At 63.8% G+C, this 26,762-nt stretch carries 25 protein-coding genes and 1 pseudogene; 9 read left to right on the top strand and 17 right to left on the bottom strand.

Annotation, left to right across the window (positions count from 1 at the left end; genetic code table 11):
- Positions 1 to 81: 81 nt before the first annotated feature.
- Positions 82 to 1,152, top strand: a complete 1,071-nt coding sequence (gene waaF, locus IVB18_RS16660) for a lipopolysaccharide heptosyltransferase II (protein WP_247990118.1) — start codon at positions 82 to 84, stop codon at positions 1,150 to 1,152.
- 223 nt (positions 1,153 to 1,375) lie between these two features.
- Here waaF and IVB18_RS16655 read toward each other — a convergent pair whose 3' ends face one another.
- Positions 1,376 to 3,100 (bottom strand): IS1634 family transposase, encoded by a 1,725-nt coding sequence (locus IVB18_RS16655; RefSeq protein WP_247983724.1) that lies wholly within the window; start codon positions 3,098 to 3,100, stop codon positions 1,376 to 1,378.
- A 177-nt stretch (positions 3,101 to 3,277) separates the two neighbouring features.
- On the opposite strand from IVB18_RS16655, the gene IVB18_RS16650 reads away from it, so the two are divergent.
- Complete coding sequence (locus tag IVB18_RS16650; RefSeq protein ID WP_247990117.1) at positions 3,278 to 3,757, top strand: hypothetical protein; 480 nt, start codon at positions 3,278 to 3,280, stop codon at positions 3,755 to 3,757.
- A gap of 252 nt (positions 3,758 to 4,009) precedes the next feature.
- Here IVB18_RS16650 and IVB18_RS16645 read toward each other — a convergent pair whose 3' ends face one another.
- Positions 4,010 to 5,047, bottom strand: a complete 1,038-nt coding sequence (locus IVB18_RS16645) for a glycosyltransferase family 4 protein (protein WP_247990116.1) — start codon at positions 5,045 to 5,047, stop codon at positions 4,010 to 4,012.
- A 126-nt stretch (positions 5,048 to 5,173) separates the two neighbouring features.
- Here IVB18_RS16645 and galE point away from each other — a divergent pair, with 126 nt between their 5' ends.
- The 3 genes from galE (at position 5,174) to IVB18_RS16630 (ending at position 8,862) form a co-directional block, all read left to right on the top strand.
- A complete protein-coding gene (gene galE / locus IVB18_RS16640; protein ID WP_247990115.1) occupies positions 5,174 to 6,187 on the top strand; it encodes a UDP-glucose 4-epimerase GalE in 1,014 nt (337 codons plus the stop codon).
- A gap of 118 nt (positions 6,188 to 6,305) precedes the next feature.
- Complete coding sequence (locus IVB18_RS16635) at positions 6,306 to 8,114, top strand: ABC transporter ATP-binding protein (protein WP_247990114.1); 1,809 nt, start codon at positions 6,306 to 6,308, stop codon at positions 8,112 to 8,114.
- Between the two features lie 46 nt (positions 8,115 to 8,160).
- Positions 8,161 to 8,862: a fumarylacetoacetate hydrolase family protein gene (locus tag IVB18_RS16630; RefSeq protein WP_247990113.1), complete on the top strand. Its 702-nt coding sequence runs from the start codon at positions 8,161 to 8,163 to the stop codon at positions 8,860 to 8,862.
- A gap of 92 nt (positions 8,863 to 8,954) precedes the next feature.
- Here IVB18_RS16630 and IVB18_RS16625 read toward each other — a convergent pair whose 3' ends face one another.
- The 5 genes from IVB18_RS16625 to IVB18_RS16605 all read right to left on the bottom strand — a co-directional run bounded on the left by IVB18_RS16625 (position 8,955) and on the right by IVB18_RS16605 (position 12,946).
- Positions 8,955 to 9,413 (bottom strand): nuclear transport factor 2 family protein, encoded by a 459-nt coding sequence (locus IVB18_RS16625; protein ID WP_247990112.1) that lies wholly within the window; start codon positions 9,411 to 9,413, stop codon positions 8,955 to 8,957.
- Between the two features lie 32 nt (positions 9,414 to 9,445).
- Positions 9,446 to 10,375 carry an aspartyl/asparaginyl beta-hydroxylase domain-containing protein gene (locus IVB18_RS16620; protein ID WP_247990111.1) on the bottom strand — a complete coding sequence of 310 codons (930 nt, stop codon included), beginning with the start codon at positions 10,373 to 10,375 and terminating at the stop codon, positions 9,446 to 9,448.
- A gap of 137 nt (positions 10,376 to 10,512) precedes the next feature.
- On the bottom strand, positions 10,513 to 10,668 hold the full coding sequence (locus IVB18_RS16615) for a hypothetical protein (RefSeq protein WP_014493894.1): 156 nt from the start codon (positions 10,666 to 10,668) through the stop codon (positions 10,513 to 10,515).
- 168 nt (positions 10,669 to 10,836) lie between these two features.
- Entirely contained in the window at positions 10,837 to 11,886 is a 1,050-nt protein-coding gene (locus IVB18_RS16610) for an alpha/beta hydrolase (protein ID WP_247990110.1), read from the bottom strand.
- 136 nt (positions 11,887 to 12,022) lie between these two features.
- The gene (locus IVB18_RS16605) at positions 12,023 to 12,946 is read right to left on the bottom strand and encodes a LysR family transcriptional regulator (RefSeq protein ID WP_247990109.1); all 924 of its coding nucleotides are present in this window, start codon (positions 12,944 to 12,946) and stop codon (positions 12,023 to 12,025) included.
- Positions 12,947 to 13,170: 224 nt separating this feature from the next.
- Between IVB18_RS16605 and IVB18_RS16600 the strand changes: the two genes are divergently transcribed.
- On the top strand, positions 13,171 to 13,881 hold the full coding sequence (locus IVB18_RS16600) for an SDR family oxidoreductase (protein WP_247990108.1): 711 nt from the start codon (positions 13,171 to 13,173) through the stop codon (positions 13,879 to 13,881).
- Positions 13,882 to 13,900: 19 nt separating this feature from the next.
- Complete coding sequence (locus IVB18_RS16595) at positions 13,901 to 15,133, top strand: YbfB/YjiJ family MFS transporter (protein WP_247990107.1); 1,233 nt, start codon at positions 13,901 to 13,903, stop codon at positions 15,131 to 15,133.
- A gap of 25 nt (positions 15,134 to 15,158) precedes the next feature.
- Here IVB18_RS16595 and IVB18_RS16590 read toward each other — a convergent pair whose 3' ends face one another.
- On the bottom strand, positions 15,159 to 15,536 hold the full coding sequence (locus IVB18_RS16590) for a phasin family protein (RefSeq protein WP_247991658.1): 378 nt from the start codon (positions 15,534 to 15,536) through the stop codon (positions 15,159 to 15,161).
- A gap of 173 nt (positions 15,537 to 15,709) precedes the next feature.
- On the opposite strand from IVB18_RS16590, the gene IVB18_RS16585 reads away from it, so the two are divergent.
- Positions 15,710 to 16,051, top strand: a complete 342-nt coding sequence (locus tag IVB18_RS16585; RefSeq protein ID WP_247990106.1) for a hypothetical protein — start codon at positions 15,710 to 15,712, stop codon at positions 16,049 to 16,051.
- Positions 16,052 to 16,065: 14 nt separating this feature from the next.
- Here IVB18_RS16585 and IVB18_RS16580 read toward each other — a convergent pair whose 3' ends face one another.
- The gene (locus tag IVB18_RS16580; protein ID WP_247990105.1) at positions 16,066 to 16,359 is read right to left on the bottom strand and encodes a hypothetical protein; all 294 of its coding nucleotides are present in this window, start codon (positions 16,357 to 16,359) and stop codon (positions 16,066 to 16,068) included.
- A 239-nt stretch (positions 16,360 to 16,598) separates the two neighbouring features.
- On the opposite strand from IVB18_RS16580, the gene IVB18_RS16575 reads away from it, so the two are divergent.
- Positions 16,599 to 16,886, top strand: coding sequence for a hypothetical protein (locus IVB18_RS16575; protein ID WP_247990104.1), 288 nt, complete (start codon positions 16,599 to 16,601; stop codon positions 16,884 to 16,886).
- Between the two features lie 80 nt (positions 16,887 to 16,966).
- Here IVB18_RS16575 and IVB18_RS16570 read toward each other — a convergent pair whose 3' ends face one another.
- The 8 genes and pseudogenes from IVB18_RS16570 to IVB18_RS16535 form a co-directional block, all read right to left on the bottom strand.
- The gene (locus IVB18_RS16570) at positions 16,967 to 17,071 is read right to left on the bottom strand and encodes a DUF2934 domain-containing protein (RefSeq protein ID WP_247990103.1); all 105 of its coding nucleotides are present in this window, start codon (positions 17,069 to 17,071) and stop codon (positions 16,967 to 16,969) included.
- 170 nt (positions 17,072 to 17,241) lie between these two features.
- Positions 17,242 to 18,510, bottom strand: a complete 1,269-nt coding sequence (locus IVB18_RS16565; protein ID WP_247990102.1) for a glycosyltransferase family 87 protein — start codon at positions 18,508 to 18,510, stop codon at positions 17,242 to 17,244.
- Positions 18,511 to 19,508: 998 nt separating this feature from the next.
- A complete protein-coding gene (locus IVB18_RS16560; protein ID WP_247990101.1) occupies positions 19,509 to 20,156 on the bottom strand; it encodes a hypothetical protein in 648 nt (215 codons plus the stop codon).
- Positions 20,119 to 20,781: an AAA family ATPase gene (locus IVB18_RS16555; protein WP_247990100.1), complete on the bottom strand. Its 663-nt coding sequence runs from the start codon at positions 20,779 to 20,781 to the stop codon at positions 20,119 to 20,121. The genes IVB18_RS16560 and IVB18_RS16555 overlap by 38 nt, the downstream gene beginning before the upstream one ends.
- 142 nt (positions 20,782 to 20,923) lie before the next feature.
- Positions 20,924 to 22,383: pseudogene (locus IVB18_RS16550) on the bottom strand (NAD(P)/FAD-dependent oxidoreductase).
- Positions 22,384 to 22,541: 158 nt separating this feature from the next.
- Positions 22,542 to 23,963, bottom strand: coding sequence for an adenosylhomocysteinase (gene ahcY, locus IVB18_RS16545; protein ID WP_247990099.1), 1,422 nt, complete (start codon positions 23,961 to 23,963; stop codon positions 22,542 to 22,544).
- 122 nt (positions 23,964 to 24,085) lie between these two features.
- Positions 24,086 to 25,282, bottom strand: coding sequence for a methionine adenosyltransferase (metK, locus tag IVB18_RS16540; protein WP_247990098.1), 1,197 nt, complete (start codon positions 25,280 to 25,282; stop codon positions 24,086 to 24,088).
- 61 nt (positions 25,283 to 25,343) lie between these two features.
- A complete protein-coding gene (locus tag IVB18_RS16535; protein WP_247991657.1) occupies positions 25,344 to 26,699 on the bottom strand; it encodes a hypothetical protein in 1,356 nt (451 codons plus the stop codon).
- Positions 26,700 to 26,762: the final 63 nt, after the last annotated feature.

The raw sequence follows: 26,762 nt of genomic DNA, 5'->3' as shown, positions 1-26,762 counted from the left end.
ATCGGTCCTCAGCCGGCTTTACGTTCCGTCTCGGAGCGGCTAACCGAACCGCGACATCAGCGCCGGCGGCCATCTTAAACAATGAATAAAGATTCGCAATTTAGCGGAAATGACGATCGGAGCGACACGCGCCCGATCCTGATCGTCCCCTATATGTGGATCGGCGATTTCGTCCGGAATCACACCGTCGTGCGGGTCCTGAACGAGCGCTGGCCGAATCGGCCGGTCGATCTCCTGACCACGTCCCTGTGCGCGCCGCTGGTCGATTATATGCCCGGCGTGCGCCAGGGGATCGTCTGGGACCTGCCGCGCCGTCGCCTCGCCGTGGGCCGCCAGCTCGGCCTGGCGAAGCTCCTGCATGAGCGGAACTACGGGACCGCCCTGGTGCTGCCCCGGACCTGGAAAGCCGCCATCGCCCCGGCACTGGCGGGCATCCCCGAGCGGGTCGGCTTTGTCGGGGAGTTCCGGTTCGGCCTGCTCAACCGCTGGCGCTGGGGCGAAAAGCGGCTCCCTCGCTTCATCGACAAGAACGCCGCCCTGGCCCGGCCCGATGACGCACCGCTGCCCCCGGAATGGCCGGTGCCGCAATTGCGGGTTCCGGCCGAAGACATCGTCCGCTGGCGGCAGGCCAACGGCCTGAGCGCGGGTGCCGCCGTGGCGCTCGCCCCGGGCTCGGTCGGCGTCTCAAAGCGCTGGACCTACTATCCGGAAGCTGCCCGGCTGCTGGCCGAGCGGGGGCTGGAAGTTTGGGTGGTTGGCGGCCCCGGGGAAAAGGGCCTCGCCGAGGAGATCGTCGCCGCGGGCGGGCCGGGGGTGCGGGACCTGACCGGGACCGACCTGCGCAACGGCGTCCTGGCCATGGCGGCCGCCAGCGTCGCGATCTCCAACGATTCCGGGCTGATGCACATCGCGGCCGCCTTGGGGACACCGACCATGGGCATTTTTGGCCCGACCAGCCCTTACCTCTGGGCCCCCCTCAACGGCCTTGCCGCGACCGTGGTTCAGGACAAGAGCGTGCTGTCCTGCCAGCCCTGCCAAAGCACGATCTGCCGGATGAACGACCACCACTGCATGCGCGATATCGCGGCGTCAGAGGTCGTTGCGATTGCGCAGCGGGTGCTGAGGGAGGCCGGGACGCGGGCGATGACCTGAGCCGGCATCAGACCTCTGATTGCCTGACATACTTGCAGTCGCGCCCGCTCACCTAGCGTGATCTGTCTCGCTCAGCAGCCTCTATCGCTGGTGCAAAAAAGATTCCGTTGAAGAACCCAAAGGTCAATTCGCCAAACGCTAGTCCGAACTTCCCCTTGAGTAGCGACGTAAGCATTTGAGCTGGCGTGTAATTCCAGCGGGCGTGACGGCGCGTCTGCCTACATTATGGGGCGATAGGAATGCCGAGCCGATTGAAGACGTCTTGTTGTAGTGGGGTTGGACTTGTGAGCATAGCGGCCGGGGCGTCCTGACCGATGCGAACGATGTTGCGTGTGAGCGTGGCGAGATCCTGCAACAGCGTTCGAAAGCTGTGCACGGGCCGGCCATCGTGGGTGTGCTTGCGATTAGCCTTGGTTCTGGCCGCGGCCGAGACTCTGGCCTTGGCGACGGGCGAGACGCGCGCGGCGTCGGCGGCCTCGCGGTCGTGATCGTCGAACAGGATCGGGGCCAGCGCGCGGCGCATGTGCCAGACGATGTAATAAGCGAGCATGCAGAGGAAGACGTGGGCGCGCACGCGGCCAGCGAGGCGATGGTGGATCGGGCGCACCTCCAGTTCGACGGTCTTGATGGTGCGGAAGGCGCGTTCGACCTGGGCCAGGCTCTTGTAGGCACGCACCGTGGCGGCGGTGTCGAGGTTCTCGGCCGGCACGTTGGTCCGTAGCACATAGAAGCCGTCGAGCGACGCTTCGTTGGCGATGGCATCCTCGATCCGACTGAAGTCGAACGAAGTGTCGGTGATGGCGAGGTGGAAGTGCTTGGCCATCTTACGCTTGCCCAGCACGGCGCCGACCTTCAGACCGATCTCATCCTCGCCGCGCAAGGGGTTGCGCTGACGCTGCACGGCGGCCTTGACGCGGGCGAGATCCTTCTCGGTCGCCGCCAGCAACTCGCCGCGCTTGCGCCGACGCTCGTCGGCCAGATCCGGGTTGCGGCACACGATCAGGCGCTCGCCGGGGAAGTCGGGGGACGTGATCTCGGCCATATCGCGATCGTCGAACAGCGACAATTGCAGCGGGCCGCCGTCCTCGGCGAGCTTGCGGATCGCCGGCGCCCGCAGAGCGGTGATCCAATCGAGCCCGGCCGGCATCAGATCGGCTTCGATACGGGCGCTGGTGATCATGCCGCGATCGCCGACCAGTACCACACGCGACAGCTTGAAGCGGGCCTTCAGTTTGTCGACTTGCGCGGCCAGCGTGCTCGGGTCGGCGGTGTTACCTTCGAACACCTCCACCGCCACCGGGCAGCCGTCGGCGGCGCACAGCAAGCCGAACACGATCTGCAGCTTGTCGGAACGACCGTCGCGGCTGTAACCATGCCGCGCCAATTCGCAATGTCGCCCCTCCAGATAGCTGGAGGTGAGATCGTAGAGCACCAGCGAGCCGTCATGCAGATGGCGCTTGGCGAGCGTCGCCTCGATCCCCGGTTGGGCCGTGCCGAGCAGGTCGAGCGCTTCGTAAAGCTCGTCCTCGTCGACGGCGCTGAGATCGAGCAGTTCGCCCAGCGAATGCGCCGCCGTCGCCTCGCTGAGCTGGCGCGCCGTGGCCAGCTTGGCGGCCGGTTCGATCACCCGTGCCACGATCAAGGCCAAAGCCAGCCTGGCCAACCGTCTGGGCTTGTCCGGGACAAGGCGATGCAGTCCGAGCTGGCGCGCCATGCCGAGCACCGCGGCCACGTGGCCGTGCGGCAGCGAGCGCTCGATCCGCAGTTGCTCGGCCGGCGAGACCAGCTCCTCGCCTTTCAGGACGCGGCGCAGCGCATCGATCTTCTCATCCGGCCAATGCGACAGGTTGGCCAGCGTGCGCGACTTGATCTTGTCGCCCTCGCGATAGCTCTCGCGCAACAGGATCGCGGGCGGTGAGTTGCGGTTGGGAATGCGGGCGACGAACATGCCGGAATCGAATCACGGAAACCTGCCATTCGCAAGCCAAAAATCATCATTTACATGCCTACAAAATCAGCCCGATCCAAACTTCTCAAATCCTCTCAACGCTCTAACAAAAATCCCGAGGGGAAGTTCGGTCTAGTGAAATCGCTAGGGTACTCGCGATACGGGATGAGGGTTAGCATGGTTATTGCGGAAGCGATAAGTGGTCTCGGCGCTGTCAAGACCGCGTTTGATATGGCCAAGGCTTTGGAGAACATCCACGAGACCGTCGCTCGTGACCGGGCGATCATAGATCTCCAGAAGGAAATTCTCGCGGCACAAGCGGTGCAATTTGCGTTGCTGGAACGTGTAGGCAAGCTTGAAAAAGAAGTGACTAGCCTTGAAGCATGGGATGCAGACAAGCAGCGCTACCAGCTTGCCGAACTCGCTCCTGGCATTTTCGCCTATTCGCTGAAAGAAGGAATGGCAAACGGAGAACCACAGCATCATCTCTGTACTGCCTGCTATGATACCGGTTTCAAGTCTCTCCTGAAGCGCGAAACGTGGAATCCTGGTCGATGTGAGATGATCGTTTGCCATGGTTGTGGTTGGTTCGCCTATGAGCATGGCTCAGCCGACCCAGCCCACAAAGGCCTGCGACCTACGCCCTACCGAGGGTGATTGCTGTTTAATGAACGTGTCGCCCTGGCGTTCCCGAGCAAACGGGAACAACAAAGCCGCGAACGGTGACAGTGCGGGCTCGACGATTTCTGCGATGATGCCTGTTTACAGGTGTTTTGCCCGACGGGTCAAACGGCTTCGTAAAATCCGCAAGGCACCGCACCGACCGCCAAGCCATTGATTCAGCTGTCACCGGCTACTGTGCATGGGGTTGTTTTCGAGTTTTTTGTCCGCGACCACGAAATCGGTGGTTCAAAGCAGCGGACGATAGACGTCTCCGATCCTGGCGGCCTCCGCATCGAGGCTGAATTTTGCCAACACGCGCTCGCGCCCGCGCTCACCCATCGCGGTGGCGGCGTCCACATCCCGCATCAGCGGCTCGAGCGCGGCGACCAGCGCCTCCACATCGCCATTCGGAATCAGCACACCAGTCACGCCGTCCTCGACGACAAGCTCGGCCGCGCCCGCGCGTGAGGCGACGAGCGCGCTGCCGGCCGCCATCGCCTCGATCAGCGTCAAACCAAAACCTTCGTTGCGCGAGGTGAAAGCATAGATCGTCAGCCGCCGGTACCACCGCTGCACCTCCTCAATCGGCAGTTCGTCGGTGATGACGATGCGCGATTGCAGGCCGGCAGCTTCGATCCGCTTTTTCAGGTCGTTCGCGAAGGGAAGCTGCTCGGGCGTGACCTGGCCGACGATAACGGCAGTGAAATCCGGATAGCGCGGCAATAACCGGCACATCGCGTCGACGAACACATCCGTGCCTTTCTGCGCACGCACGCGTCCGAAGCAGCCGATCGCATAGCGGCCGGGCAAACCGCATTCGGCGAAGGCCGCGGCGCGATCGAGCGGCGGCGCATAGACGTCGGTGTCGACGCCATGCGGGATCACCGTCGCCTTCACTTTCAGGAACGAGGCCGAGATATCTGATGTCGCGATGATCGCGTCCATGCGCCGGATCAGCCAGCGCGTGATCCAGCTATGGTGCCGCTGCGCCGCCGAGGTGAAGACGAGCTTGAGCGGCCAGCCCAGCGCGCGCAGCAGGACGCTCGCGATCATCTCGTTGTTGCGCCGCGCATGCCAGATCAGCGGCGCGCGGCGCCGCCACAATTTCAGGAAATCGGCAACACTGAGCCGTGCAATCTCCTCCGGCGCGTCGGAGCCGAACCATGCGGCGCGAAACAGTTTTGCCAGCCGCGGCGCCACCATCCGGTTGGTCGCGGTGACCCCGGAATAGCGCCTGTGCAGATTTGGCACGATCACTTCGAGATCGCCGGGGAAATTCGCCACGTCACGCTCCGTTTCGCGGAGTCCCTATACGCAACATTAAGCATAGTGACCAGTTCAGCCGCGCCGAAACCCCCTCTTCACCGCGGAAACGTTAGCTTCGAGCGTTGATCGAAGACGGGTGAGATCATGACTGTGCTAGTCACCGGCGGCGCCGGTTATATCGGAAGTCACACGGTTCTGGCGCTGGCGGAAGCCGGCGAGGACGTGGTCGTGATCGACGATCTCTCCACCGGTTTCTCCACCTATCTGCCGGAAGGCGTGCCGCTGTTCATTGGCGATGCCGGCGACGAGAACCTGCTCGAAGGCGTGATCACCCAGCACAACATCGAGAGCATCATCCATTTCGCCGGCTCCGTCGTGGTGCCGGATTCGATGCGCGATCCGCTCGGCTATTACCGCAACAACTTCATGACCGCGCGCAACCTGCTCAACGTCGCAGTCAAGCGCGGCATCAACCGCTTCATCTTCTCCTCGACCGCCGCCGTCTACGGCAATCCGGACCAGGTGCCCGTGCCCGAGCACGCGCCGACGCGGCCGCTGTCGCCCTACGGCTCGTCGAAGCTGATGACCGAGATCATGCTGCACGACGTCGGCTCCGCCTACGGCATGCAATATGTGACCTTGCGCTATTTCAACGTCGCCGGCGCCGATCCGCAGGCCCGCATCGGGCTTGCCACAGTCGGCGCCACGCATCTGCTCAAGATCGCGGTCGAGGCCGCCACCGGCCAGCGCGCCAAGATCGACGTGTTCGGCACCGATTATCCGACCCAGGACGGCAGCTGCATCCGCGACTTCATCCACGTTACGGATCTTTCGCAGGCCCATCGCTCGGCGCTCGCCTATTTGCGCAATGGCGGCGCCTCGACCACGCTGAATTGCGGCTATGGCCGCGGCTATTCGGTGCTGGAGACCATCGATGCCGTGCGGCGGGTTTCCGGCCGCAGCTTCGCCGTGCAATACGCGCCGCGCCGACCCGGCGACATCATGACCATGGTCGCCGACACCAGCCGCATCCGCGGCCTGCTCGACTGGAAGCCGCAATACGACGACCTCGAGACCATCGCGGCGCACGCGCTGGCCTGGGAGGACAAGCTGTTCCGCGAGCGCCATGGCGAGCTCCGCCACGCCGTCTCGGCCTAGATTCCATCCAAGCGCAAGCCCTTAATTGGGCTTGAAAAGCCCCGCTTTAGCGGGCACAGAGGCCCTTCGATCCCTGACGTGCGGGCAGGCTTTTCCCTGCGCCGTCAATGGACTACGGATGGCCCAGTTTCCAAAGAAAATCACCGACGATCCCTATGCGGCAGCGGTCCTGATTCGCCGCCTCGTCACGGAACAGGGGGTCATCTACTGGCGGCGCTACCTCGTCGCCTTCGCGCTGATGGCGCTTGCCGCCGGGTCGACCGCGGCCGCGACCTACGTCCTCGGCCAGGTCATCAACCAGGCCTATGTCGACAAGAACATCCCGGGCATCGCGATGCTCTCGGGGGTGACGGTGATCCTGCTCTTCATCAAGGGCGTGGCGACCTATGGCCACATGGTGATCCTGACCAAGATCAGCAACGCCATCCTCGCCACCAACCAGCGCCAGCTCTTCGCCAAGCTGATGCGCGAGAGCGTCGGCTTCTTCTCCGAACGGCATTCCTCGGAATTTTTGGCGCGGCTGACGGCCGGCGCAAAGTCCATCACCGACGTGCTCAACATGCTGGTCAACGCCGTCGGGCGCGACCTCATGATGCTGCTCGCCATGATCGGCGTGATGGTGTGGCAGGATCCGCTGATGTCGTTCATCGGCCTCGTCGCGGTGCCGCCGGCCATGCTGGTGCTGCGCAAGCTGGTCAAGCGCATCAAGGGCCTCGCCTACAACCAGTTCACCGGCACCGCCGACATCCTGGAGACGATGCAGGAGTCGCTGCAGGGCATCCGCACCGTGAAGGCGTTCACGCTCGAAGACGCGATGCAGAACCGCATCGACGAGAACATCGCGATCGTCGAGCGCAACGCCAATAAGATGGCTCGCGTCGCCAACCGCTCCAACCCGCTGATGGAGATGCTCGGCGGCTTCGCGGTCGCCGGCTGCCTGCTCTATGGCGGCTACAGCGTGGTCGCGCTCGGCGCCACGCCCGGCCAGTTCTTCTCCTTCATGACAGCGTTCCTGATGGCGACCGAGCCGGCCAAGCGGCTGGCGCGGCTCAACATCGACCTCAACAGCCAGCTCGTCGGCGCGCGCATGCTGCTCGAAGTCGTCGACAGCCCGGCGAGCGAACATTCCGACGACGACAAGCCGGCGCTGAAGCTCTCCGAAGCGAAGATCGAGCTGCGCGATGTCAGCTTCGCCTATCGCACTGGCGAGACCGTGCTCAACCGCATAAGCTTCACGGCCGAGCCCGGCAAGGTCACCGCATTGGTCGGGCCGTCCGGCGGCGGCAAGTCGACGGTGCTGTCGCTGCTGCTGCGCTTCTACGAGGTGAGGCAGGGCGACATCGTGATCGACGGCCAGTCGATCGGCTCGATTTCGCGAAAGTCGCTGCGCGCGCAGACCGCCTATGTCGGCCAGGACGTCTATTTGTTCCGCGACACCATCCGCAGCAACATCGCCTTCGGCAGGCCGGGCGCGACCGAAGAGCAGATCATCGACGCCGCCAAGGCGGCCTGCGCGCATGATTTCATCATGGGCTTCCCGCTCGGCTACGACACGCCGGTCGGCGAGCACGGCACGCAGCTGTCGGGCGGCCAGCGCCAGCGCATCGCGGTTGCACGCGCGCTGATCAAGAACGCGCCGGTCATTCTGCTCGACGAGGCCACCGCCGCGCTCGATTCCGAATCCGAGAAGCAGGTGCAGGAGGCGATCGAGCATCTCTGCCAGAACCGCACCACCATCGTGATCGCGCATCGCCTGCACACCATCATGCATGCCGATGCCATCCTGGTGGTCGAGGGCGGCGAGATCGTCGAGCAGGGCCGGCACGACGAGCTGCTCCGCCGCTCGGGCCGCTACGCCTCGTTCTTCCGATTGCAACATCACGACATCGGCGCCTTGGCGCTGGCGCCGGTCAGCGCAACTGCATAGAATCGTATTCACCCCAAGATCACCTCAAGAGCAGCGAGACCGCCTCATGAACGCCGCCTCCTACGTCATCCCGCTTCCGCCCCAGGCTTCGCTTCCGGTCGTTGGCGAAAGCGGCCGTTACCCGGTGCGCCGCATCTGGTGCGTCGGCCGCAACTATCTCGAGCACATCCGCGAGATGGGCAATGACGAGCGCGCGCCGCCGTTCTTCTTCGCCAAGCATGCCGACATGCTGGTCCCCGATGGCGCCACCATTCCCTATCCGCCGCTGACCAAGGACCTGCATCACGAGGTCGAGCTGATCGTCGCGATGAAGAGCGGCGGCCTCAACATCCCCGCCGACAAGGCGCTCGACCATGTCTACGGCTATGCCGTCGGCATCGATCTCACCCGCCGCGACCTTCAGCTCGCCTCGCGCAAGAAGGAGCGTCCCTGGGAGATCGGCAAGTCGTTCGACTATTCCGCGCCCTGCTCCGCGGTGCAGCCGGCCGCGAAGATCGGCCATCCCGCCGAGGGCAAGATCTGGCTCACGGTCAACGGCAAGGAAGCGCAGAAGGGCGACCTCACCGAGTTGATCTGGAACGTGCCTGAAATCATCTGGCAGCTCTCGCAGCAGGTGAAGCTCGCCGCCGGCGACATCATCATGACGGGCACGCCGGCCGGCGTGTCGCAGCTCCAGCCCGGCGACAAGCTCGAATGCGGCGTCGACGGCGTCGGCTCGCTGAAGGTCTCGATCGGCCAGCCGGAATAAAGCTGCGCGGCATCAGGACATCGAAAGGCCCGGAGATTTCCGGGGCCTTTTGTATTAGGATCGCCCGACGCGAAATGCTGGATGGATTCGATCTACCAGGCCTTCACCGGTCGATTGGCGTGGCTCACCTGCGGCACGCCGCGGTTGAGCGACATGTGGGAATGCACACACAGCCAACCGTCGGCACTCCTGGAGAACACCATGGTGGCCCGGCCAGGCCGCGGAAACGGGCTGCCATCGGGGTGATAGCCCGTGCTCGTCCACGGCGCGATCACGGTCGCCATCGCGCCGTCGGGGGACGCCAGAATCGCAGTCTCCTCGAGGACAAAACGGAAGTCGGTCGTCTTTGGCCAGACGTTATCCCATTGCGTCGCGACCCATTGATCCAGGCCAGGGATGACATCGTTATGCGTGCCGAAGGCAAGCACATCCGGATGGAAGAGCGGCCTCGCAGAGGCGTAATCGACTTCACGGACATAGCCTGCGAAGGTTTCCAGCCATTGGTGGAAGAACTGCGCGATTTCCGTATTCGCGGTCGGCAAGGGGGCCATTGCCTGCTCCATGTTGGGCGCGACTGCTCCGATCACCCCAACGCCGACATCACGAGCAGGCCGAGGATCAGCGCCGTCAGCGAATATTTCAGCGTGTAGTAGACGTTGCGGTTCCATTCCTTGACCTTGCGGCTTCCAAGGTGGATCTCGTAGAGCTTGCCGAACACCTTGTTGAGCACGCCGACGCTCTCGCCGTCGACGTTCTGGGTCGCCGACGCCTTGACGATGTGATGGCTGACCCAGCGGTTGATCGCGGTCATGAAGCCGTACTTCATCGGGCGCTCGACGTCGCAGAACAGGATGATGCGGTTGACGTCGGTCGCATTCTCCGCGCTGTGGATGAAGGTCTCGTCGAACATGAAGGCCTCGCCGTCGCGCCAGACGCATTCGACGCCATCGACGAGGATGCGGCACTTGTTCGAGTTCGGCGTGACGAGGCCGAGGTGATAGCGCAGCGAGCCCGCGAAGGGATCGCGGTGCGCGCCAAGCTTGCCGCCCGGCGGCAGCATCGCGAACATCGCACCATGGACGCTCGGGATCGAGTTCAGCAGCTCCACCGTCTTCGGGCACAGCGTGCGCGCCGAGGGCAGGAAGTCGTCGTACCATTTCAGGTAAAAGCGCTTCCAGCCGCTCTTGAAGAACGAGTAGAAACCCCAATCGTTGTTCTTGGCCGCCGCGCGAATGAAGCCTTCGTCGAACAGGCGCACGGCCTCGTCGCGGATGGTTTCCCAATTTTCGCTGAGCGGCTTGAGCTCGGGAAACTGATCGACCGAGATCACCGGCTTGTTCGGCACGGCCGAGCCCGCATACATCAGCACGTTGTAGGGCGCGAAATAGGTTGAGTGATCGCCGAGCTGGCGCGCGAAGCGCAGTCGCTGCTTGCCCCGGAAGTGCACGTAAATCGTCGATGCCGCAAGCACATAGAGAATGACAAGCTGCGGCGCAAAAAGCTGTTTCAGCATATCCCCCGTTCCCCAGTGATACAGCTGGGGACGTCATCTACTCCGACCCGGCGCGAGCGGCAAGATATTCGCCGTCGGGGTAGCGGTCATTCAGTGGGCGGCGATGGGACCGGAAGTTGGCGCCGAAACGAGCCCAATCAAGCCCGGGACAGCGCCTGGAGACCCTTGAAGGTCAGGCGCTTGGGATCGGTGACGCCGGCGAGATAGAGCCGGCGGATGAAGGCGATGACGGCGTCGCGGTCGCAATCGGTCAGCGCGACGACGGCGTCGACCGCGATCTTCTGGGCTTCCATTGGGCTCACCTCGGCCTGCGAGTAACCCGGCCGAGACAGGCTAGGACTCACCGGTTAATCCGGCGTTAACCGTTTGGGCAGGATGGCCGATTCAGTCCGGCGTCCGAATACGCAAAACAACGCATTGGCGCGGGTTCGGCGGCCGGCAGGCGCCGGCCGCCCGCGCCTTCAACTCCCGGCGATATCAGCGACCGCCTGCGCGAAGGCCTGCGGGGCCTCCTGGGGCAGGTTGTGCCCGATGCCGCCGCTGACCGTCCGGTGCTCGTATTTGCCCGAAAACTTCTGGGCGTAGGCAGCGGGCTCCGGATGCGGTGCGCCGTTGGTATCGCCCTCCATGGTGATGGTCGGCACGGTGATCACCGGCAGGCTCGCCAGCCGCTGCTCAAGCTCGGCATATTTCGCTTCACCCTCGGCGAGACCAAGGCGCCAGCGATAATTGTGGATCGTGATGTCGACATGATCGGGATTATCGAGCGAGGCTGCGCTGCGGTCATAGGTGGCATCGTCGAAATTCCACTTGGGCGAGGCGAGCTTCCAGATCAGCTTGGCAAAGTCGTGCCGGTTCTTGGCGTAGCCTTCACGGCCACGCTCGGTGGCGAAATAGTATTGATACCACCATTGCAGCTCGGCGCTCGGCGGCAACGGCATCTTGCCTGCCGCCTGGCTCGAGATCAGATAGCCGCTGACCGAGACCATCGCCTTGACGCGCTCAGGCCAGAGTGCCGCGACGATATTGGCGGTCCGCGCCCCCCAATCATAGCCGGCGAGCGTCGCCTGCTTGATCGCGAGCGCATCCATCAGCGCGACGATGTCGACGGCCAGCGCCGCCGGCTCGCCGTTGCGCATCGTCTCGGCCGAAAGGAAGCGCGTCGTGCCATAGCCGCGCAGATGCGGAACGATGACGCGATAGCCAGCCCGCGCGAGAGCAGGTACGACGTCCACGAAGCTGTGGATGTCATAGGGCCAGCCGTGCAGCAGGATCACCAGGGGACCGTCGGCCGGCCCCGCCTCGGCATATCCGACCGTGAGAACGCCGGCATCGATCTGCTTGAGCGCGCCAAAGCCCGTATTCGCGCCCGGCTTGATCGCGGGCAGGCTTGCCGCTCCCACCTCGCTGGTTTGCGCCGCAACCGCGTTACTGAAAACCAGGGGAGCAGCGATGCCGATCGCGGCCGTCGTGATGAAGCGGCGGCGATCGTCGTTTATTTCTTCTGACATATTCATCTCGTGCATTTTCGAAGGCGCGCAATGCAGCCGACAGGCCGCTCTATCGCCACACATCTAGCGCAATCGAGACGGCGGCGAATGGCCAGCCTGCGATAAACACTCTTCCGCGCGGCGAACGCTTCATAATTCAGCGAGAGTCGATAGCTTTCTTCAGAAGCGCAAAGTGCTTCTTCAGCCGGGGCACGGCAAAGTCGGTGAAGGCGCGCACCTTAGGCACCGAGAGCCGGCCTTGCGGACAGATCAGGTGTGCCGGCATCTCCGGATCCTCGTCACCGGCCAGCACGATCGTGAGATCGCCGCGCGCGACCTGCTCGGCCACCTGGTACGAATACATTCGCGCGACGCCGCGCCCCGAGACGGCGGAAGCCACGGCTGCATAGGTGCTGTTGACGACGAGCCGCGGCGTGAACTGGACCGTACGCGGTACTGACGAGCCTGCCTGTGGCGCAAACGTCCAGGAATTGGGGAGATGGGCCATCGCCACGATCTGGTGTTTCGCGAGATCTCCGGGCTCATCGATGCGCGGATGCTGCTTCAGATAGCGCGGCGCCGCCACCACGACGCGGCTTATCTCGCCGACCCGCATCGCGACCATCGCCGAATCCGCAAGGTGGCCGATGCGAAGCGCGACGTCGACGCCCTCCTCGATCAGATTGACCGCGCGGTCGAACAGCAGGAGCTTTGCCGACACCGTCGGGTAGGCGTCCAGGAACGCATCGAGGATCGGCCGCAGGACCATCTCGCCTGACACCACCGGGGCTGTGATCGAGAGCAGGCCGCGGGGCGCAGTGCGCGGTCCTGCCGCGATGTCATCGGCCTCTTCGAGCTCGGTGAGCACGCGGCGGCAGATCGCGGCATAGCGCTCGCCCTCCTCGCTGAGCTTGATCGAGCGCGTTGTCCGGTGCAGCAGCTCGGCGCCGACTTGCCCCTCCAGGAAGGCAACGGCGCGGCTCACGGCCGCCGGCGAGCGGCCGAGCTTGCGCCCCGCGGCCGCGAGGCTCCCCTCGTCCACTGCGACGACGAAAACCTTCATTGCGTCGAGACGATCCATGCCCCCGGCCAACCCCTTGAGCTCCTGTTCTGCAAACTAGGGCGTCGCCCGCGCCCAGACAACCGATCCGGCTGCCTGACCGGCATTCGTTCGCGGCACGAAACAGTGTCTGCCGGACGGCGTGTCTTCGCAGCCGAGCCGCCGCGGCGTAGCTCAGCGGGCAAGCCAGCTGCTGCATCGCAGCCGACCGGCACAGTTTCTCAAGCCAACAACAGGAGCCCACCATGGGTATCGAGCAGAAGGTCGCCATTGTCACCGGTGCTTCGCAGGGCATCGGCGCCGCCCTGGTCCAGGGTTTTCGTGATCGCAACTACCGCGTGGTAGCAACGGCGCGCTCCATCAAGCCGTCAAGCGACGACGACGTTCTCACCGTACCCGGCGACATCGCCGACTGGAACACCGCCGAGCGCGTGGTCTCGGAAGCCGTTGCCCGGTTCGGCCGCGTCGATACGCTGGTCAATAATGCCGGCATCTTCGTCGCAAAACCGTTCACGCAGTACACGGCCGAAGACTACGCCGCGGTGATGGGCACCAACGCCGCAGGCTTCTTCCGCATCACGCAGCTCGCCATCGCCGAGATGGAAAAGCAGGGCTCGGGCCATGTCGTGCAGATCACGACCAGCCTGGTCGATCAGGCCAATTCGAACGTGCCGTCGGTGCTGGCGTCGCTGAGCAAGGGTGGGCTCAACGCCGCCACCAAGTCGCTCGCGATCGAATATGCCAAGCGCGGCATCCGCGTGAATGCGGTTTCGCCCGGCATTATCAAGTCGCCGATGCATCCGGCCGCAACGCATGCCCAGCTCGGCGCGCTGCACCCCATGGGGCACATGGGCGAGATGTCCGACATCGTCGATGCCGTACTCTATCTCGAGCAGGCCGGCTTCGTCACCGGCGAGATCCTGCACGTCGACGGCGGCCAGAGCGCCGGCCACTGAGCCCGCGCTGGAGTACGACATGACCGAACTCAATGCAGATGCCAAGCACCACGCCCGGCCGCGTCAGCGGCCGGGATCGACTTCACAATCGACCTGGCGGTATGCGGTGGCGGGATTGTCGGCATCGCTTGTCGGACTCGGCCTTGCCCGCTTTTCCTACACGCCGCTGATCCCGGCGTTGATTGCGGCCAAGTGGTTCAGTGCATCCGACGTCGTTTATCTCGGCGCTGCGAACCTGGCCGGCTATCTCGCCGGGGCGCTCGCCGCGCGGGCCGTGGCGGCCCACATCGGCACGGTCTACTCGTTGCGCGCGATGATGCTGCTCGCGACCCTCTCCTTCTTCGCCAGCTCAGCCCCCGTATCCTTCGGCTGGTTCTTTGCATGGCGCTTCATCGCCGGCCTTACCGGCGGAATCATCATGGTGCTGGCGGCGTCCGTCGTGCTGCCGTACACCTCGCCCGCCAAGCGCGGCATCATCGGCGGCGTGATCTTTGCGGGCGTCGGTCTCGGCGTCGCGGCATCGGGCACGCTGGTGCCGCTGCTGCTGCAACAGGGCTTGCAGCAAAGCTGGTACGGCCTCGGCGTTCTCGCCGGTCTGCTGACGCTGGCGAGCTGGTGGAACTGGCCTGCGGACGCGAAGGGTGATGTCGCGCCTACACCCCATCGCGCGCAACACGGTCATGCGTCGAAGGCGATCAGCGCGCTGCTGATCCAGTACGGCCTCAATGCGGTGGCGCTGGTGCCGCACATGGTCTTCATCGTCGATTTCGTCGCGCGCGGCCTCGGCCAGGGCATCGCCGCGGGATCGCGCTACTGGGTGCTGTACGGCCTCGGCGCAATCGTCGGCCCGCTCGTCACCGGCCATTTCGGCGATCGCGCCGGATTTGGACCGGCGTTACGCGCGGCCTTCCTGATCGAGGCGGCTGCCGTGCTGCTGCCCACCGTGAGCACCGCACCGGCTTCGCTGATCGTGTCCAGCGTGGTCGTCGGCGGCTTCACCCCCGGCGTCGTGCCGCTGGTGCTCGGACGCATCCACGAGCTCGTCCCACACAGCATCGAGCAGCGCGCCACCTGGAGCCACGCCACCACCAGCTTCGCGCTGTTCCAGGCGGCCGCCGCCTATGGCTTCTCCTGGTTGTTCGCTCAGAGCGGCGGCGACTATCTGATCCTGTTCGGGCTCGGCGGTGGCGCGGGGGTGGTGGCGCTTGCGATCGATCTCGGGCTCACCCTGATTGTCCCGCGCCGATCCTGAGCGCGATGACGGCAGGCGAGCGGCGCTACCTGGCACCGGGTTTTGTCATGTTTTGAGCAAGCAATCTCAGCAACTCGGTTTGCTTCAGGACCAACTCACATTGCTTTCGCGCATGCGTGCTCGACAGCTCAACCAATTCCGCCAGCGTTCTCGCACCGCCCAACTCCCGCGCATACTCCAGGGTCGCGCCCGCATTCACTTTCATCAGTTCGAGCACGACGGCGCGACACTCAGCTGCCGTTCCAATCGCCTCGATGAGGTGGCTGTCCGCGGCGGCGGCTCCTCCGGCCTCCGATGTCCCACCGGCTGGCCGTGGCTTGGCGAGGTCCTTGGCATAATCCAGCGCAGCGTGAGCACCAGCCTTCATGCCGTCCAAAGCACGGCCCTGAAAATCCTTGGCCATGTCCACGATGAGATCGGTGGTGGTGCTGCTCGGAGGTTCAGGTCTTGCAACGATGACGCTGGCCCAACCTGATCAGCCTCGGCCGGTCCTGCGGCCTGCATATAGTGCTGATAGCCAGCGGCCGGCGAAGCTATACGAGGACAGCCCTCACCCAAGTCGAGAGGCTGATCGCCATGCGCCTGATTGCGGCACAGGACCGCAAGGCGATCGAGGAATGGATCGCCGACCAGGCCGACAAGGAAACCGGAAAGGACATCATCGCATCCCTGCCCTCGCTCAAGGCTGGCGAGGCCTGGTGCTGGTCTCCGGAGGCGCACTTCCTCAAGCGCGTCCAGTTTCCGATGCCGGCGACGTACGACTCGAGCAAGCCGCTAGCCGCCGGCAGAACAGCCAAGCGGCTGTCGCCGATCGACGTCGAGCAGCTCCAGGAGAAGTTCGCGCGCGTCAAAACCGAGGCCGAGGCCAGGACCCGAAGATCCTGCAGAAGCGTGTCACCTAGCTCGAGCAGCAGCTGAAGAAGGCGCAGGCCTCACCGGCGCCGGCGGCGGACCCCGGCGCGATCCCCGCGGCCGAGCTGCGCGGCTTCGAGCAGGCACGGAAGAAGCTCACGGCCGAAATGGAGCGCGAATTGCACCGCCGCACCCTGGCCTGGCTGGCCGGCATCGGCGAGCGCGTCGGCCCGCTGATGACCTATCTTGGCGAAGGGGCGAAGACTGCCAAGGCGCAAAAGTCCGCATTCAAGATCGATTTCACCCCATCGGGCGAGCAGGCGGCGAAGCAAGCCGCCGTGGATGCCCCGAAACGCGAGCCGGCTGTTTCTCACGGTAACGCGCGTAAGTCACCGTCGGCGCCTGCTGGCGGCGGTGACATTTCCTTCGCTCGGCGCCGAGCGGCGGCCGTTGGCGACCCTCGCCGCGGTCCATCCCGCCGGCATGACCGAGGCGCAATGGACGGTGGCGGCGGGCCTCAAGCGCAAGGGTGGAACCTGGAGCACCTACCTGTCGCGACTGCGCACGGCCGGCTGCATCGAGCGTCGCGGCGACGAGTATTTTGCGACGGCGGATGGTCTCCTCCCTCGGCGACACGCCGATCGCGGTCCTTCCTCCGCCCGGGCCCGAGCTGGTGGGCTTCTGGAAATCGAAGCTCTCCGGCGTCGGACCGATGCTCGACGTTCTCGCCGGGCACTACGCTAACGCGATCGCGCGCGAGGAGCTGGCAATAGAGCTCGGTCTCGCCGCAGGCGGCGGCACGTTCAGCACCTACATCTCGCGGCTCCGATCCCCGGGCCTGGTCGAAGTCAATGGCCCCGGAATCCGGCTGGAGTCGGCCCTGACGGGTGACGCGGCATGACCGACCTCGAGAGATAGCCGACGGAGCCGGCGAAAGAGCGTGGTCTAAGCCCGGATCTGATCGGTCCTCGCGCTGATTTCCTACTCAGCCTCAAGCCAAAACTCCAAATCTCTCCCCGCGGGGCGTCCAGCCTGTCCCCACAGCTCATAGGCGCGCGCTCTCCAATCAGAACGATGCGAACGCATCGGGTTCCGCGATGACCCGCATGCGCCTGCCGAAATGCAGGCTGTGTCCGCCTGTCAGATGCTATCCATGAATACGGCCAGCGCGGCAAGACGATCGGTCTCTCTGCCTCAGGCTGGGCGCGCGCCGCGCTTGGCGGCGTGGCGCTGGCTTTGCAGCGAATCTGGAGACGCTATTCCGCGGCTTGTGCGGCCTGCGGCAGGGCGGTCACAAGCTGCGTTCCGCGCCACAGCAGCCTCAGGAGCAGAACGAGCAGCGAGATCAGCGCGAAACCACCGATGGCAGGCGCGAACTTCTCGTCCATATCGGCATCGTTTCCGAATTGGGCCGCCAGTCTCGCTGACTGGAGCATTCCGTAGGCGCCCGCGAGCAGTATCAGCCCATAGATGACGCTACGTTCGCGCGCGCTGGCAACCTTGGCAATATCGGGAAGCAGCAACGCTAGGCCAATCCCCACCATCGGCAGGTCGTAGTCATAGGCATAGGGGCTGATCATCACCGAGACCATGGCGGTGATGCCGAGCGCGAATGTGGACGACATTTTTCGCGCGTCGCCAAGCCAGACGGCGAGCACGACCGCGAACAGCGCGAAGCACGCGGCGATCGCTTGGGCCCAGAAAGCGAAGGTCGGAGGAAAGCCGGCTCGGCCGAGGGCCGCGTAGGCCGAGATCATGCGAAACAGCGGATAAAGGCCGTGCTCCAGGAAGATGGCCGATTCCCGGATAGCGCCGAGCCACGCGGCCCAGATCTGCCATCCGAACACCAGCGTGCAGACGAGCGAGCTCGCCAGCACGACCATGGTGGCGGTCGCGAGCGCCACCCAGCGGCGCGTCGCCAGAATGTAGACGCCGGCGGCAATGGCCAGATGCGGCTTGATCACCATCGCGCCCAGCGCGAGACCGGCGAGGACCTGGCGCCGCTCCACGTTGAGGCAGGCCAGGCCGATCAGTGCGCCTGTGAGGAAGCCGTTCTGCCCGCAGCCGACCGTGATCGCGAGTGCAGGAAACATGACGACCATGATCTGCGCGAAATTCTTGCCTGCGATGGCGCGAAGCGTCACGAGATAGATGGTCAACGTCGCTGTGATAAAGAGGAGATAGGCGAACCCGGCGGGCAGAAGCGCAAACGGTGCCACCAGCAGGTCGAACTGCGGCGGGTAGGTCCAGGGCATGAAGCTCGTTGCCCCATTGGATGCTTCGGCCTGAAGCTTGATCAGCGTCTCGAACCGGTAGACCAGATCGAGCTGGCCGCGCCACACCTGCTGCGCGATGATGTAAAAGGCATCAAAATCCGAGAGCTCGCGGACCTGCCAGGCGCCCCAGCGGCCAAACCTCAAGGTCTTGAACAGGACTATCAGGGCCAGCGCAGCCAGCACGAACCGGACATAAATCGTCCGCTTCGACGGCGAGGATTGAACCGCTTCCAGCGTCTCGGCAAACATCTGCGACGATCCCGAATTTGACCAATCCGCGGCCTGGCAGGCAGGTCTGCGGATCACCGCCAAACTGCCACCAGAAGTTTAAGAGACTATAACGGGCGCGGGAAGATTTTGGGAGATTGTGCATGGGTCGGCCCCGGGCCGGCCTTAAATTGCTCTTCCACCAAGCCACGACATTGTGTGCGGTAATTGCACCGAGGTTCTCGCCGACGGTGTTTCACCGTCACCGTGCGCGGCCCCTATTTGTGGGACGAGTGATCTCCTGCCGCTGAAAGGCACGAAAGGTCAGGATAGAAAGAAGTGACGCAAGAAGCGCCCGCGCTCTTTTCGCGGGCGCAACCTCGGGCGCGCCAACCAAATCAGAGCGATTTGGTGCTGCACATTCTATATCTTGCCGTTGTGGTTCAATCGGCACTTCCGCGACCATCCACACTGACGCTTGTGCTAACGTTGCCATCGCGCAAGCGTTGCAATATTCAATGTGTTCCGAAGGCGCCTGGAGGCGGGATTGTCACCGGCTCGACTTCGGCGGGATCGGCAACAATCGACGCGAGGATAGGGACCAGCTCGCCGCTCTTTCCATTTCGAGTTCATGCCTTGCGCGTCCGCTTCAACGAGAGCGACACGTTCTCCACGCTGCACGCTGCCACTGCCACTGCCAATCCAACGGACAGCGTACTCTTACCGCTTCCGCCCCTCTGCGTGACCAGGGCAAGCACATACATGTTCCGCGTTCTCCTGAAGACTGCAGCGACGCGGAACTCAGACGTGGTCGAGAATAACTTTCCTGCAACGCAAAAATACTAACGTAAGTCGCGATTAGTCAAAAGCGATCGTGAGCCTCCTATGGCTTCTCCTGGCTGTTCGCTCAGAGCGGCGGCGACTATCTGATCCTGTTCGGGCTCGGCGGTGGCGCGGGGGTGGTGGGCTTGCGATCGATCTCGGACTCACCCTGATTGTCCCGCGCAGATCCTGAGCGCGATGACGGCAGGCGAGCGGCGCTACCTGGCACCGGGTTTTGTCATGTTTTGAGCAAGCAATCTCAGCAACTCGGTTTGCTTCAGGACCAACTCACATTGCTTTCGCGCATGCGTGCTCGACAGCTCAACCAATTCCGCCAGCGTTCTTGCACAGCCCAACTCCCGCGCATACTCCAGGGTGGCGCCCGCATTCACTTTCATCAGTTCGAGCACGACGGCGCGACACTCAGCTGCCGTTCCAATCGCCTCGATGAGGTGGCTGTCCGCGGCGGCGGCTTCTCCGGCCTCCGATGTCCCACCGGCTGGCCGTGGCTTGGCGAGGTCCTTGGCATAATCCAGCGCAGCGTGAGCACCAGCCTTCATGCCGTCCAAAGCACGGGCCTGAAAATCCTTGGCCATGTCCACGATGAGATCGGTGGTGGTGCTGCTCGGAGGTTCAGGTCTTGCAACGATGACGCTGGCCGCTTCCTGTGCCGGAACGGTCATCGGAGCAGGCGCTGCTTGCGCGATCTGCGGCGCATCTGGGAGGAAGACGGTGACCGAGCCCGGGGGCATCGCCAAGCCCTCGTCGACGGCACGGCCCACGTCCGCCGTCAGCTGCACCAGCGAGCGACGCCTGGTGCGGGCAACGTCAGCAGGCGGTCTTGAGCGTGGCTTGCCCATGATCATTCGACTCCACGATAAGGCGCTCCGAGATCCAACCCCACAGGGCCACAATTTCCTCCGAGGCTTTTCCCTCCGGCGCGAACTCGGTCACGCCCAGCCCTGCCCCGAGCGCATCCTGGTGGTCGTTACGCTGCCCAATGAAGGGGAGCGCAAGCACGCCGAGCGAGTTGAGCGACGTGGCAGCTTCGCCCAGCCGGCAACCCCGCGTGGGCGTCTGATTGAGGATGAAGGCAAACCGGCGATTGAGCCTGCGAATAGCGATCAGCGTAGGTATTGCGGCTTCGATATCGGCCGGGCTCGGACGAGCCGGGATGAGACAAAGATCGGCACTGGCAATGGCGCGCGTCGCCAAGGCATTGTTCGTGGCGGCTGTGTCGATGATTGCGAGCCAGACCCCTTCGGCCTGGAGGCGGGATATCACCGGCTCGACTTCGGCGGGATCGGCAACGCAATCGACGCGAGGATAGGGAGCAGCTCGCCGCTCTTTCCATTTCGAGATCGTGCCTTGCGCGTCCGCTTCAACGAGAGCGACACGTTCTCCACGCTGCATCGCTGCCACTGCCAATCCAACGGACAGCGTACTCTTACCGCTTCCGCCTTTCTGCGTGACCAGAGCAAGGACGTACATGTTCCGCGTTCTCCTCAAGACTGCAACGACGCGGAACTCAGACGTTGTCGAAAATAACTTTCCTGCAACGTAACAATACTACCGCAAGTCGCGATTCGTCTCAAGTGATCGTGAGCTTCCTCCGGAACTTTACGTAGCAAGATCAGGAGTACTGCATCACGCCGTCGTCGATTTTTCCGAAGCGCAGGGAGACGATGTCGAGGGCGTAGTTCTGGTGGAGCCGCCACGGGCGCTTCGAGCCTTGCTTCGGCATCTGCGCGACCGAGCACTGGACATAGCCCGATGTGAAATCGAGCGACGGCTGCGCCGTGATTGTCTGATCGTCATTGTGCGGCACGCACTGGCGGAAATTGTGCCGGTCCATATAGTTGATGAGCCGGCAGACATATTCACAGGTGAGATCGCATTTCAGCGTCCAGGACGCGTTGGTGTAGCCGAAGGCCGAGGCAAGGTTGGGCACGTCGGCATACATCATGCCCTTGTAGGTCAGCGTGTTGGCGAAATCGACGGCGCGGCCATCGACGCTTACTTCGAGGCCGCCAACGACCTGGAGCACGAGCCCCGTTGCCGTCACGATGATGTCGGCGGCAAGCTCGCTGCCATCCCTCAAGCGGATGCCGTCGTGTGTAAAGGTGTCGATCTCGTTGGTGACGACGGCGGCGCGCTGCTCGCGGATCGCCTTGAACAGGTCGCCGTCGGGCACGAGACAGAGCCGCTGATCCCAGGGATTGTAGCGCGGCGTGAAATGGGTCGCGACGTCGTAGTTGGAACCGAGCGCCATCTGCACGCCCTTGAGGATCAGGTCCTTCACCTTCGCGGGCCGGCGCCGGCTGAGCTGGAAGAAGAACATCCCCCACATCACGTTGCGCCAGCGGATCAGATGATAGGCAAGTCGTGTCGGCAGATTGCGGCGCAGTTTGTTGGCGACCGGATCCTGCGCCGGACGCGACACCACGTAAGTCGGCGAGCGCTGGAGCATGGTGACCTGCGACGCCTTCTTGGCGAGCTCCGGCACCAGCGTCACCGCGGTCGCGCCCGAGCCGATCACGACGACGCGCTTGCCCGAGTAGTCGATGTCCTCGGTCCATTTCTGCGGATGCACGATGCGGCCGGCGAAGTCCGCTGCGCCCTTGAACTCCGGCGTATAGCCTTGCTCGTATTTGTAGTAGCCCGGGCACATGAACAGGAAATTGCAGGTGAAGCGCCGATCTCGGTTGCGCCTTCACCCGAGATACGCTCGGCCTCGATCGTCCAGCGCGCTTCACTCGTCGACCATGCCGCGCGCTTGACGCTGTGGCGGAAGAGGATGTGCTTCTCGATGCCGTTCTCGGCGGCAGCCTCGCGCACATAGTCGAGGATTTGCGGGCCGTCGGCGATCGCATTCGGATCGGTCCACGGCTTGAAGGAATAGCCCAACGTGAACATGTCGCTGTCGGAGCGGATGCCGGGATAGCGGAACAGGTCCCAGGTGCCGCCGATGCAGTCGCGTCCCTCAAGGATGACGTAGCTTTTGCCCGGGCACTTGGTCTGAAGATGATAGCCCGCGCCGATGCCGGACAGGCCGGCGCCGACGATCAGCACATCGAAATGTTCTCGTGGTATGGTTTCCTCCGCCGAGCACAATTGTCCACCTGCGGATGTTCCCCGTCAACTAGCAATTGGCTCCGGACACAACCGGAACGAAACGCACGCCATCTTCAAAACAACGAAGCCCCGGATCACTCCGGGGCTTCGCGTCGATGATCGATGAGATCAGCGTCTCAGTAGCGGTAGTGATCGCTCTTGTACGGACCTTCCTGCTTGACGCCGATGTAGTCGGCCTGGTCCTTGCGCAGCTCGGTGAGCTTGACGCCGATCTTGGCGAGGTGCAGGCGCGCGACCTTCTCGTCGAGCGTCTTCGGCAGCACGTAGACCTTCTTCTCGTACTTGCCGTCCTTGTTGTTGGCCCAGAGCTCGATCTGCGCCAGCGTCTGGTTGGTGAAGGACGCCGACATCACGAAGCTCGGATGGCCCATGGCGTTGCCGAGGTTCACGAGGCGGCCTTCCGACAGCATGATGATGCGATGCTTGTCGGGGAATTCGATCTCGTCGACCTGCGGCTTGATGTTGGTCCACTTCAGATTGCGCAGGGACGCGATCTGGATCTCGTTGTCGAAGTGACCGATGTTGCAGACGATGGCACGATCCTTCATCGCGCGCATGTGCTCGATGGTAATGATGTCCTTGTTGCCGGTCGCGGTGACGAAGATGTCGGCGCGGGGCGCGGCGTCTTCCATCGTCACGACCTCGTAACCTTCCATCGCGGCCTGGAGCGCGCAGATCGGATCGACCTCCGACACCAAGACCCGGCAGCCGGCCTGGCGCAGCGAAGCAGCCGAACCCTTGCCGACATCGCCGAAGCCCGCGACCATCGCGACCTTGCCTGACAGCATCACGTCGGTACCGCGGCGGATGCCGTCGACCAGCGATTCACGGCAGCCATAGAGGTTGTCGAACTTCGACTTGGTGACGCTGTCGTTGACGTTGATGGCGGGGAACAGCAGCGTGCCCTTGTTCGCCATCTCGTAGAGGCGATGCACGCCCGTCGTCGTCTCTTCCGAGACGCCCTTGATGTTCTTGGCGATCTCGGCGAACCAGCCCTTCGGCTTCTCCTTCAGCAACTTCTTGACCAGCGCGTAGAAGATCTCCTCTTCCTCGGAAGTAGGCTTGTCGAGGAAGGCGGTGTCGCCCTTCTCGGCGCGGACGCCGGCATGCACCAGCATGGTGGCGTCGCCGCCGTCATCGAGGATCATGTTCGGCGTGCCGCCGCCATGCCAGTCGAACAGCTTTGCGGTGTAGTCCCAGTATTCGGTCAGCGTCTCGCCCTTCACGGCGAAGACGGGAATGCCGGCGGCCGCGATCGCGGCGGCGGCGTGATCCTGGGTCGAATAGATGTTGCAGGAGACCCAGCGGATGTCTGCGCCGAGAGCGGCCAGCGTCTCGATCAGCACCGCGGTCTGGATCGTCATGTGCAGCGAGCCGGCGATGCGCGCGCCCTTCAGCGACTGCTTCGGGCCGTACTCTTCGCGGGTGGCCATCAGGCCGGGCATCTCGGTCTCGGCGAGCGAGATCTCCTTGCGGCCGAAATCGGCGAGCGAAATGTCCTTGACGATGTAATCGGTGAAGCCGGGCTTCGCGTTCATGAGAGGTTCCTGTTTGTTTAGCTCGTCATTCCGGGGCGCTCGTGAAACGAGCGAACCCGGAATCCAGAAGTTCGAGATTCCGGGTTCGCCGCTTTCGCGGCGTCCCGGAACGACATCGGTGACTAGAGCGCGCGCTTGAGCGGCTCGACCAGGTCGGTCTTCTCCCAGGAGAAGCCGCCCTCGTTGTCGGGCGTGCGGCCGAAATGGCCGTAGGCCGAGGTACGCGCGTAGATCGGACGGTTGAGGTCGAGATGGCTGCGGATGCCGCGCGGCGTCAGGTCCATCGCCTCCGCAACCGCCTTCTCGAGCTTGTCCTCGGGCACCTTACCGGTGCCGTGGGTATCGATGTAGATCGACAGCGGCCGCGCCACGCCGATGGCGTAGGCGAGCTGGAGCGTGCAGCGGTCGGCGAGACCGGCCGCGACGACGTTCTTGGCGACGTAACGCGCGGCGTAGGCAGCCGAACGATCGACCTTGGTCGGATCCTTGCCGGAGAACGCGCCACCGCCGTGCGGCGCCGCGCCGCCATAGGTGTCGACGATGATCTTGCGGCCGGTCAGGCCGGTGTCGCCATCGGGGCCGCCGATATAGAACTTGCCGGTCGGGTTGATGTGCCAGATCGTCTTCGGCGTGATCCAGTCCTTCGGCAAGGCCTCGCGCACATAGGGCTCGACGATGTCGCGAATCTGCTTGGACGAGATGTCCTCGACCAGATGCTGGTGCGAGACCACGATCTCACGCACGCTGACCGGCTTGCCGTTCTCGTACTGCACGGTGACCTGGCTCTTGGAGTCCGGACCGAGCACCTTCTCGCGGCCGGAGTGGCGCGCTTCGGAGATCAGGCGGAGGATCTTGTGGGCGTAGAAGATCGGCGCCGGCATCAGGTCCGGCGTCTCGTTGGTGGCGTAACCGAACATGATGCCCTGGTCGCCCGCGCCCTCCTCCTTCGTCTCACCCGGCTGCAGCGCATCGACGCCCTGCGCGATGTCGGCCGACTGCGGATGCAACAGGATCTCGATGTCGCAGGTCTTCCAGTGGAAGCCTTCCTGCTCGTAGCCGATGTCCTTGATCGCGTTGCGGACGACACCTTCGATCTGCTCGTTGGTGACGGATGCGGGACCGCGGGTCTCACCCGCAATCACCACCTTGTTGGTGGTCGCGAGCGTCTCGCAGGCGGCGCGAATCTGCCACGGATCGATGCCGGCTTTCGGCCCCTCGCGGTAGAACAGATCGACGATCTCATCGGAGATACGGTCGCAGACCTTGTCGGGATGGCCCTCGGACACGGACTCGCTGGTGAAGAGATAGGACGCGCGCATCAGTAACCCCTTGTTCCGCCGCTAGCCGGCGGTCGTTGGCGATGTTTACCTTTGGATTATGTCAATCACGCCGGCGCGAGATGACGTAGGATTCGTCGAAAAACCAGAGCCCGTTATACTTCCGCAGCACGTCTCGGGCGGCATCCAGAGTGCGGCCGTTTTGAGTCATTTCTGTCAACCGGTCATCCTCAATCTGAGCGACATACACTGCCGCATTCCAGGCTGCAAAGGCTGTCGAGGTTCCGATGGCACCGGTCACCTCGTTGGGCAAAGCTTCCATATCATACCTGAAGATCGAGCGGTTATCAGCGTATGCATTAAAATTTAGGTCACGGCCCAACGATCCGAGCTCGTACTTCACGGCGCGCAATAGCTCATGACGGCTGACCGCGAAAGGATTTTCTCCAGGCCAGATCGCCTGGATCATTTCCATGCCCGGATCCTGACCATGGGAGTGGATACCGATCAGGCGGCCACCTGCCCGCAATGCCCGCGCCAGGGGCGCAATGATCCGTTTTGCCCGGAAATTAACCGAGGACAGGGCTCGGTAGGGCTGGGATGCAATGACGAGGTCGAAATTGGCTTCGGTCTGGCCCGGCCGCGGAATGGTCGAATCCAGCAGGAACCTATGGTCCTCGCGATAGAGCACCAGGACGACGGGCCGCTCGTACCGCGGCATGGCCGTCCGTGGACTGATCGCCGCGCGCCAGTTCTGCTCCAAAAACGGCTTCAGCTCCGCGATCTGCGTCTCAAACTCGCCAGATGAAGCGCCCTGCAGCGGAACTTCGTGCCAGACGGTGGCGGCGGCGGCCGCAGGCGACGCCGGCGTGAGCCAGGGCGCCTCTGCGTAAAACATGTTGGTGAAGACGAACACCGAGGCCGGGTGCTCGAACAGCCGGTCCGGCACCTTCTCCAGCGTCAGGCGCACGTCCTCAAGGCTGAGCTCCTTGCCGGCGACATAGAAGGGCATGTGCGGAAAGCGCTGGTGCATCGCGCGCAGCACCCGCGCGAGCACCGTGCCGTCGCCGACGCCGGCGTCAAACACGCGCAGGGCCGGTGGCCGCGGATGGATGGCGGCAAGCTCCAGCGCGACCCTGTCAGCAATCACCCGCTTCTCGCTGCAGGTGTGGACGAACAGCAAATATTTTTGCCGGTTCTCGAAAAAACGGAAATTGCCGCGCGGATCGCGCTTTTCCGGCGGCACCTGAAGTCCCCGCGGCGGCGGCATGCCGCCGGTCGTCGATGCGGCCATGTAGGCCTGGATCCGGTCCAGCGTGTCGATGGTGATGCGCTTGCCCTCGCGCAGCCGATGCACCAGCTTGCCGTCGTTCACCGCGCGCCGGCCAAACGTCGATTCCGCCATGTCCGCCTTGCGGCAGAACTCGGTGATTTGGCTCAGGATTTCGTCGTTTTTCATTGGGTGGGACGAGGTGGGCAGAAGGGTTGGGTCCTGCCTCGTAGCAAATTCTGCCCACTGAGG

It is taken from the genome of Bradyrhizobium sp. 186, assembly GCF_023101685.1.
GTDB lineage: Bacteria > Pseudomonadota > Alphaproteobacteria > Rhizobiales > Xanthobacteraceae > Bradyrhizobium.
This window is presented reverse-complemented; position numbering and strand designations above follow the sequence as displayed.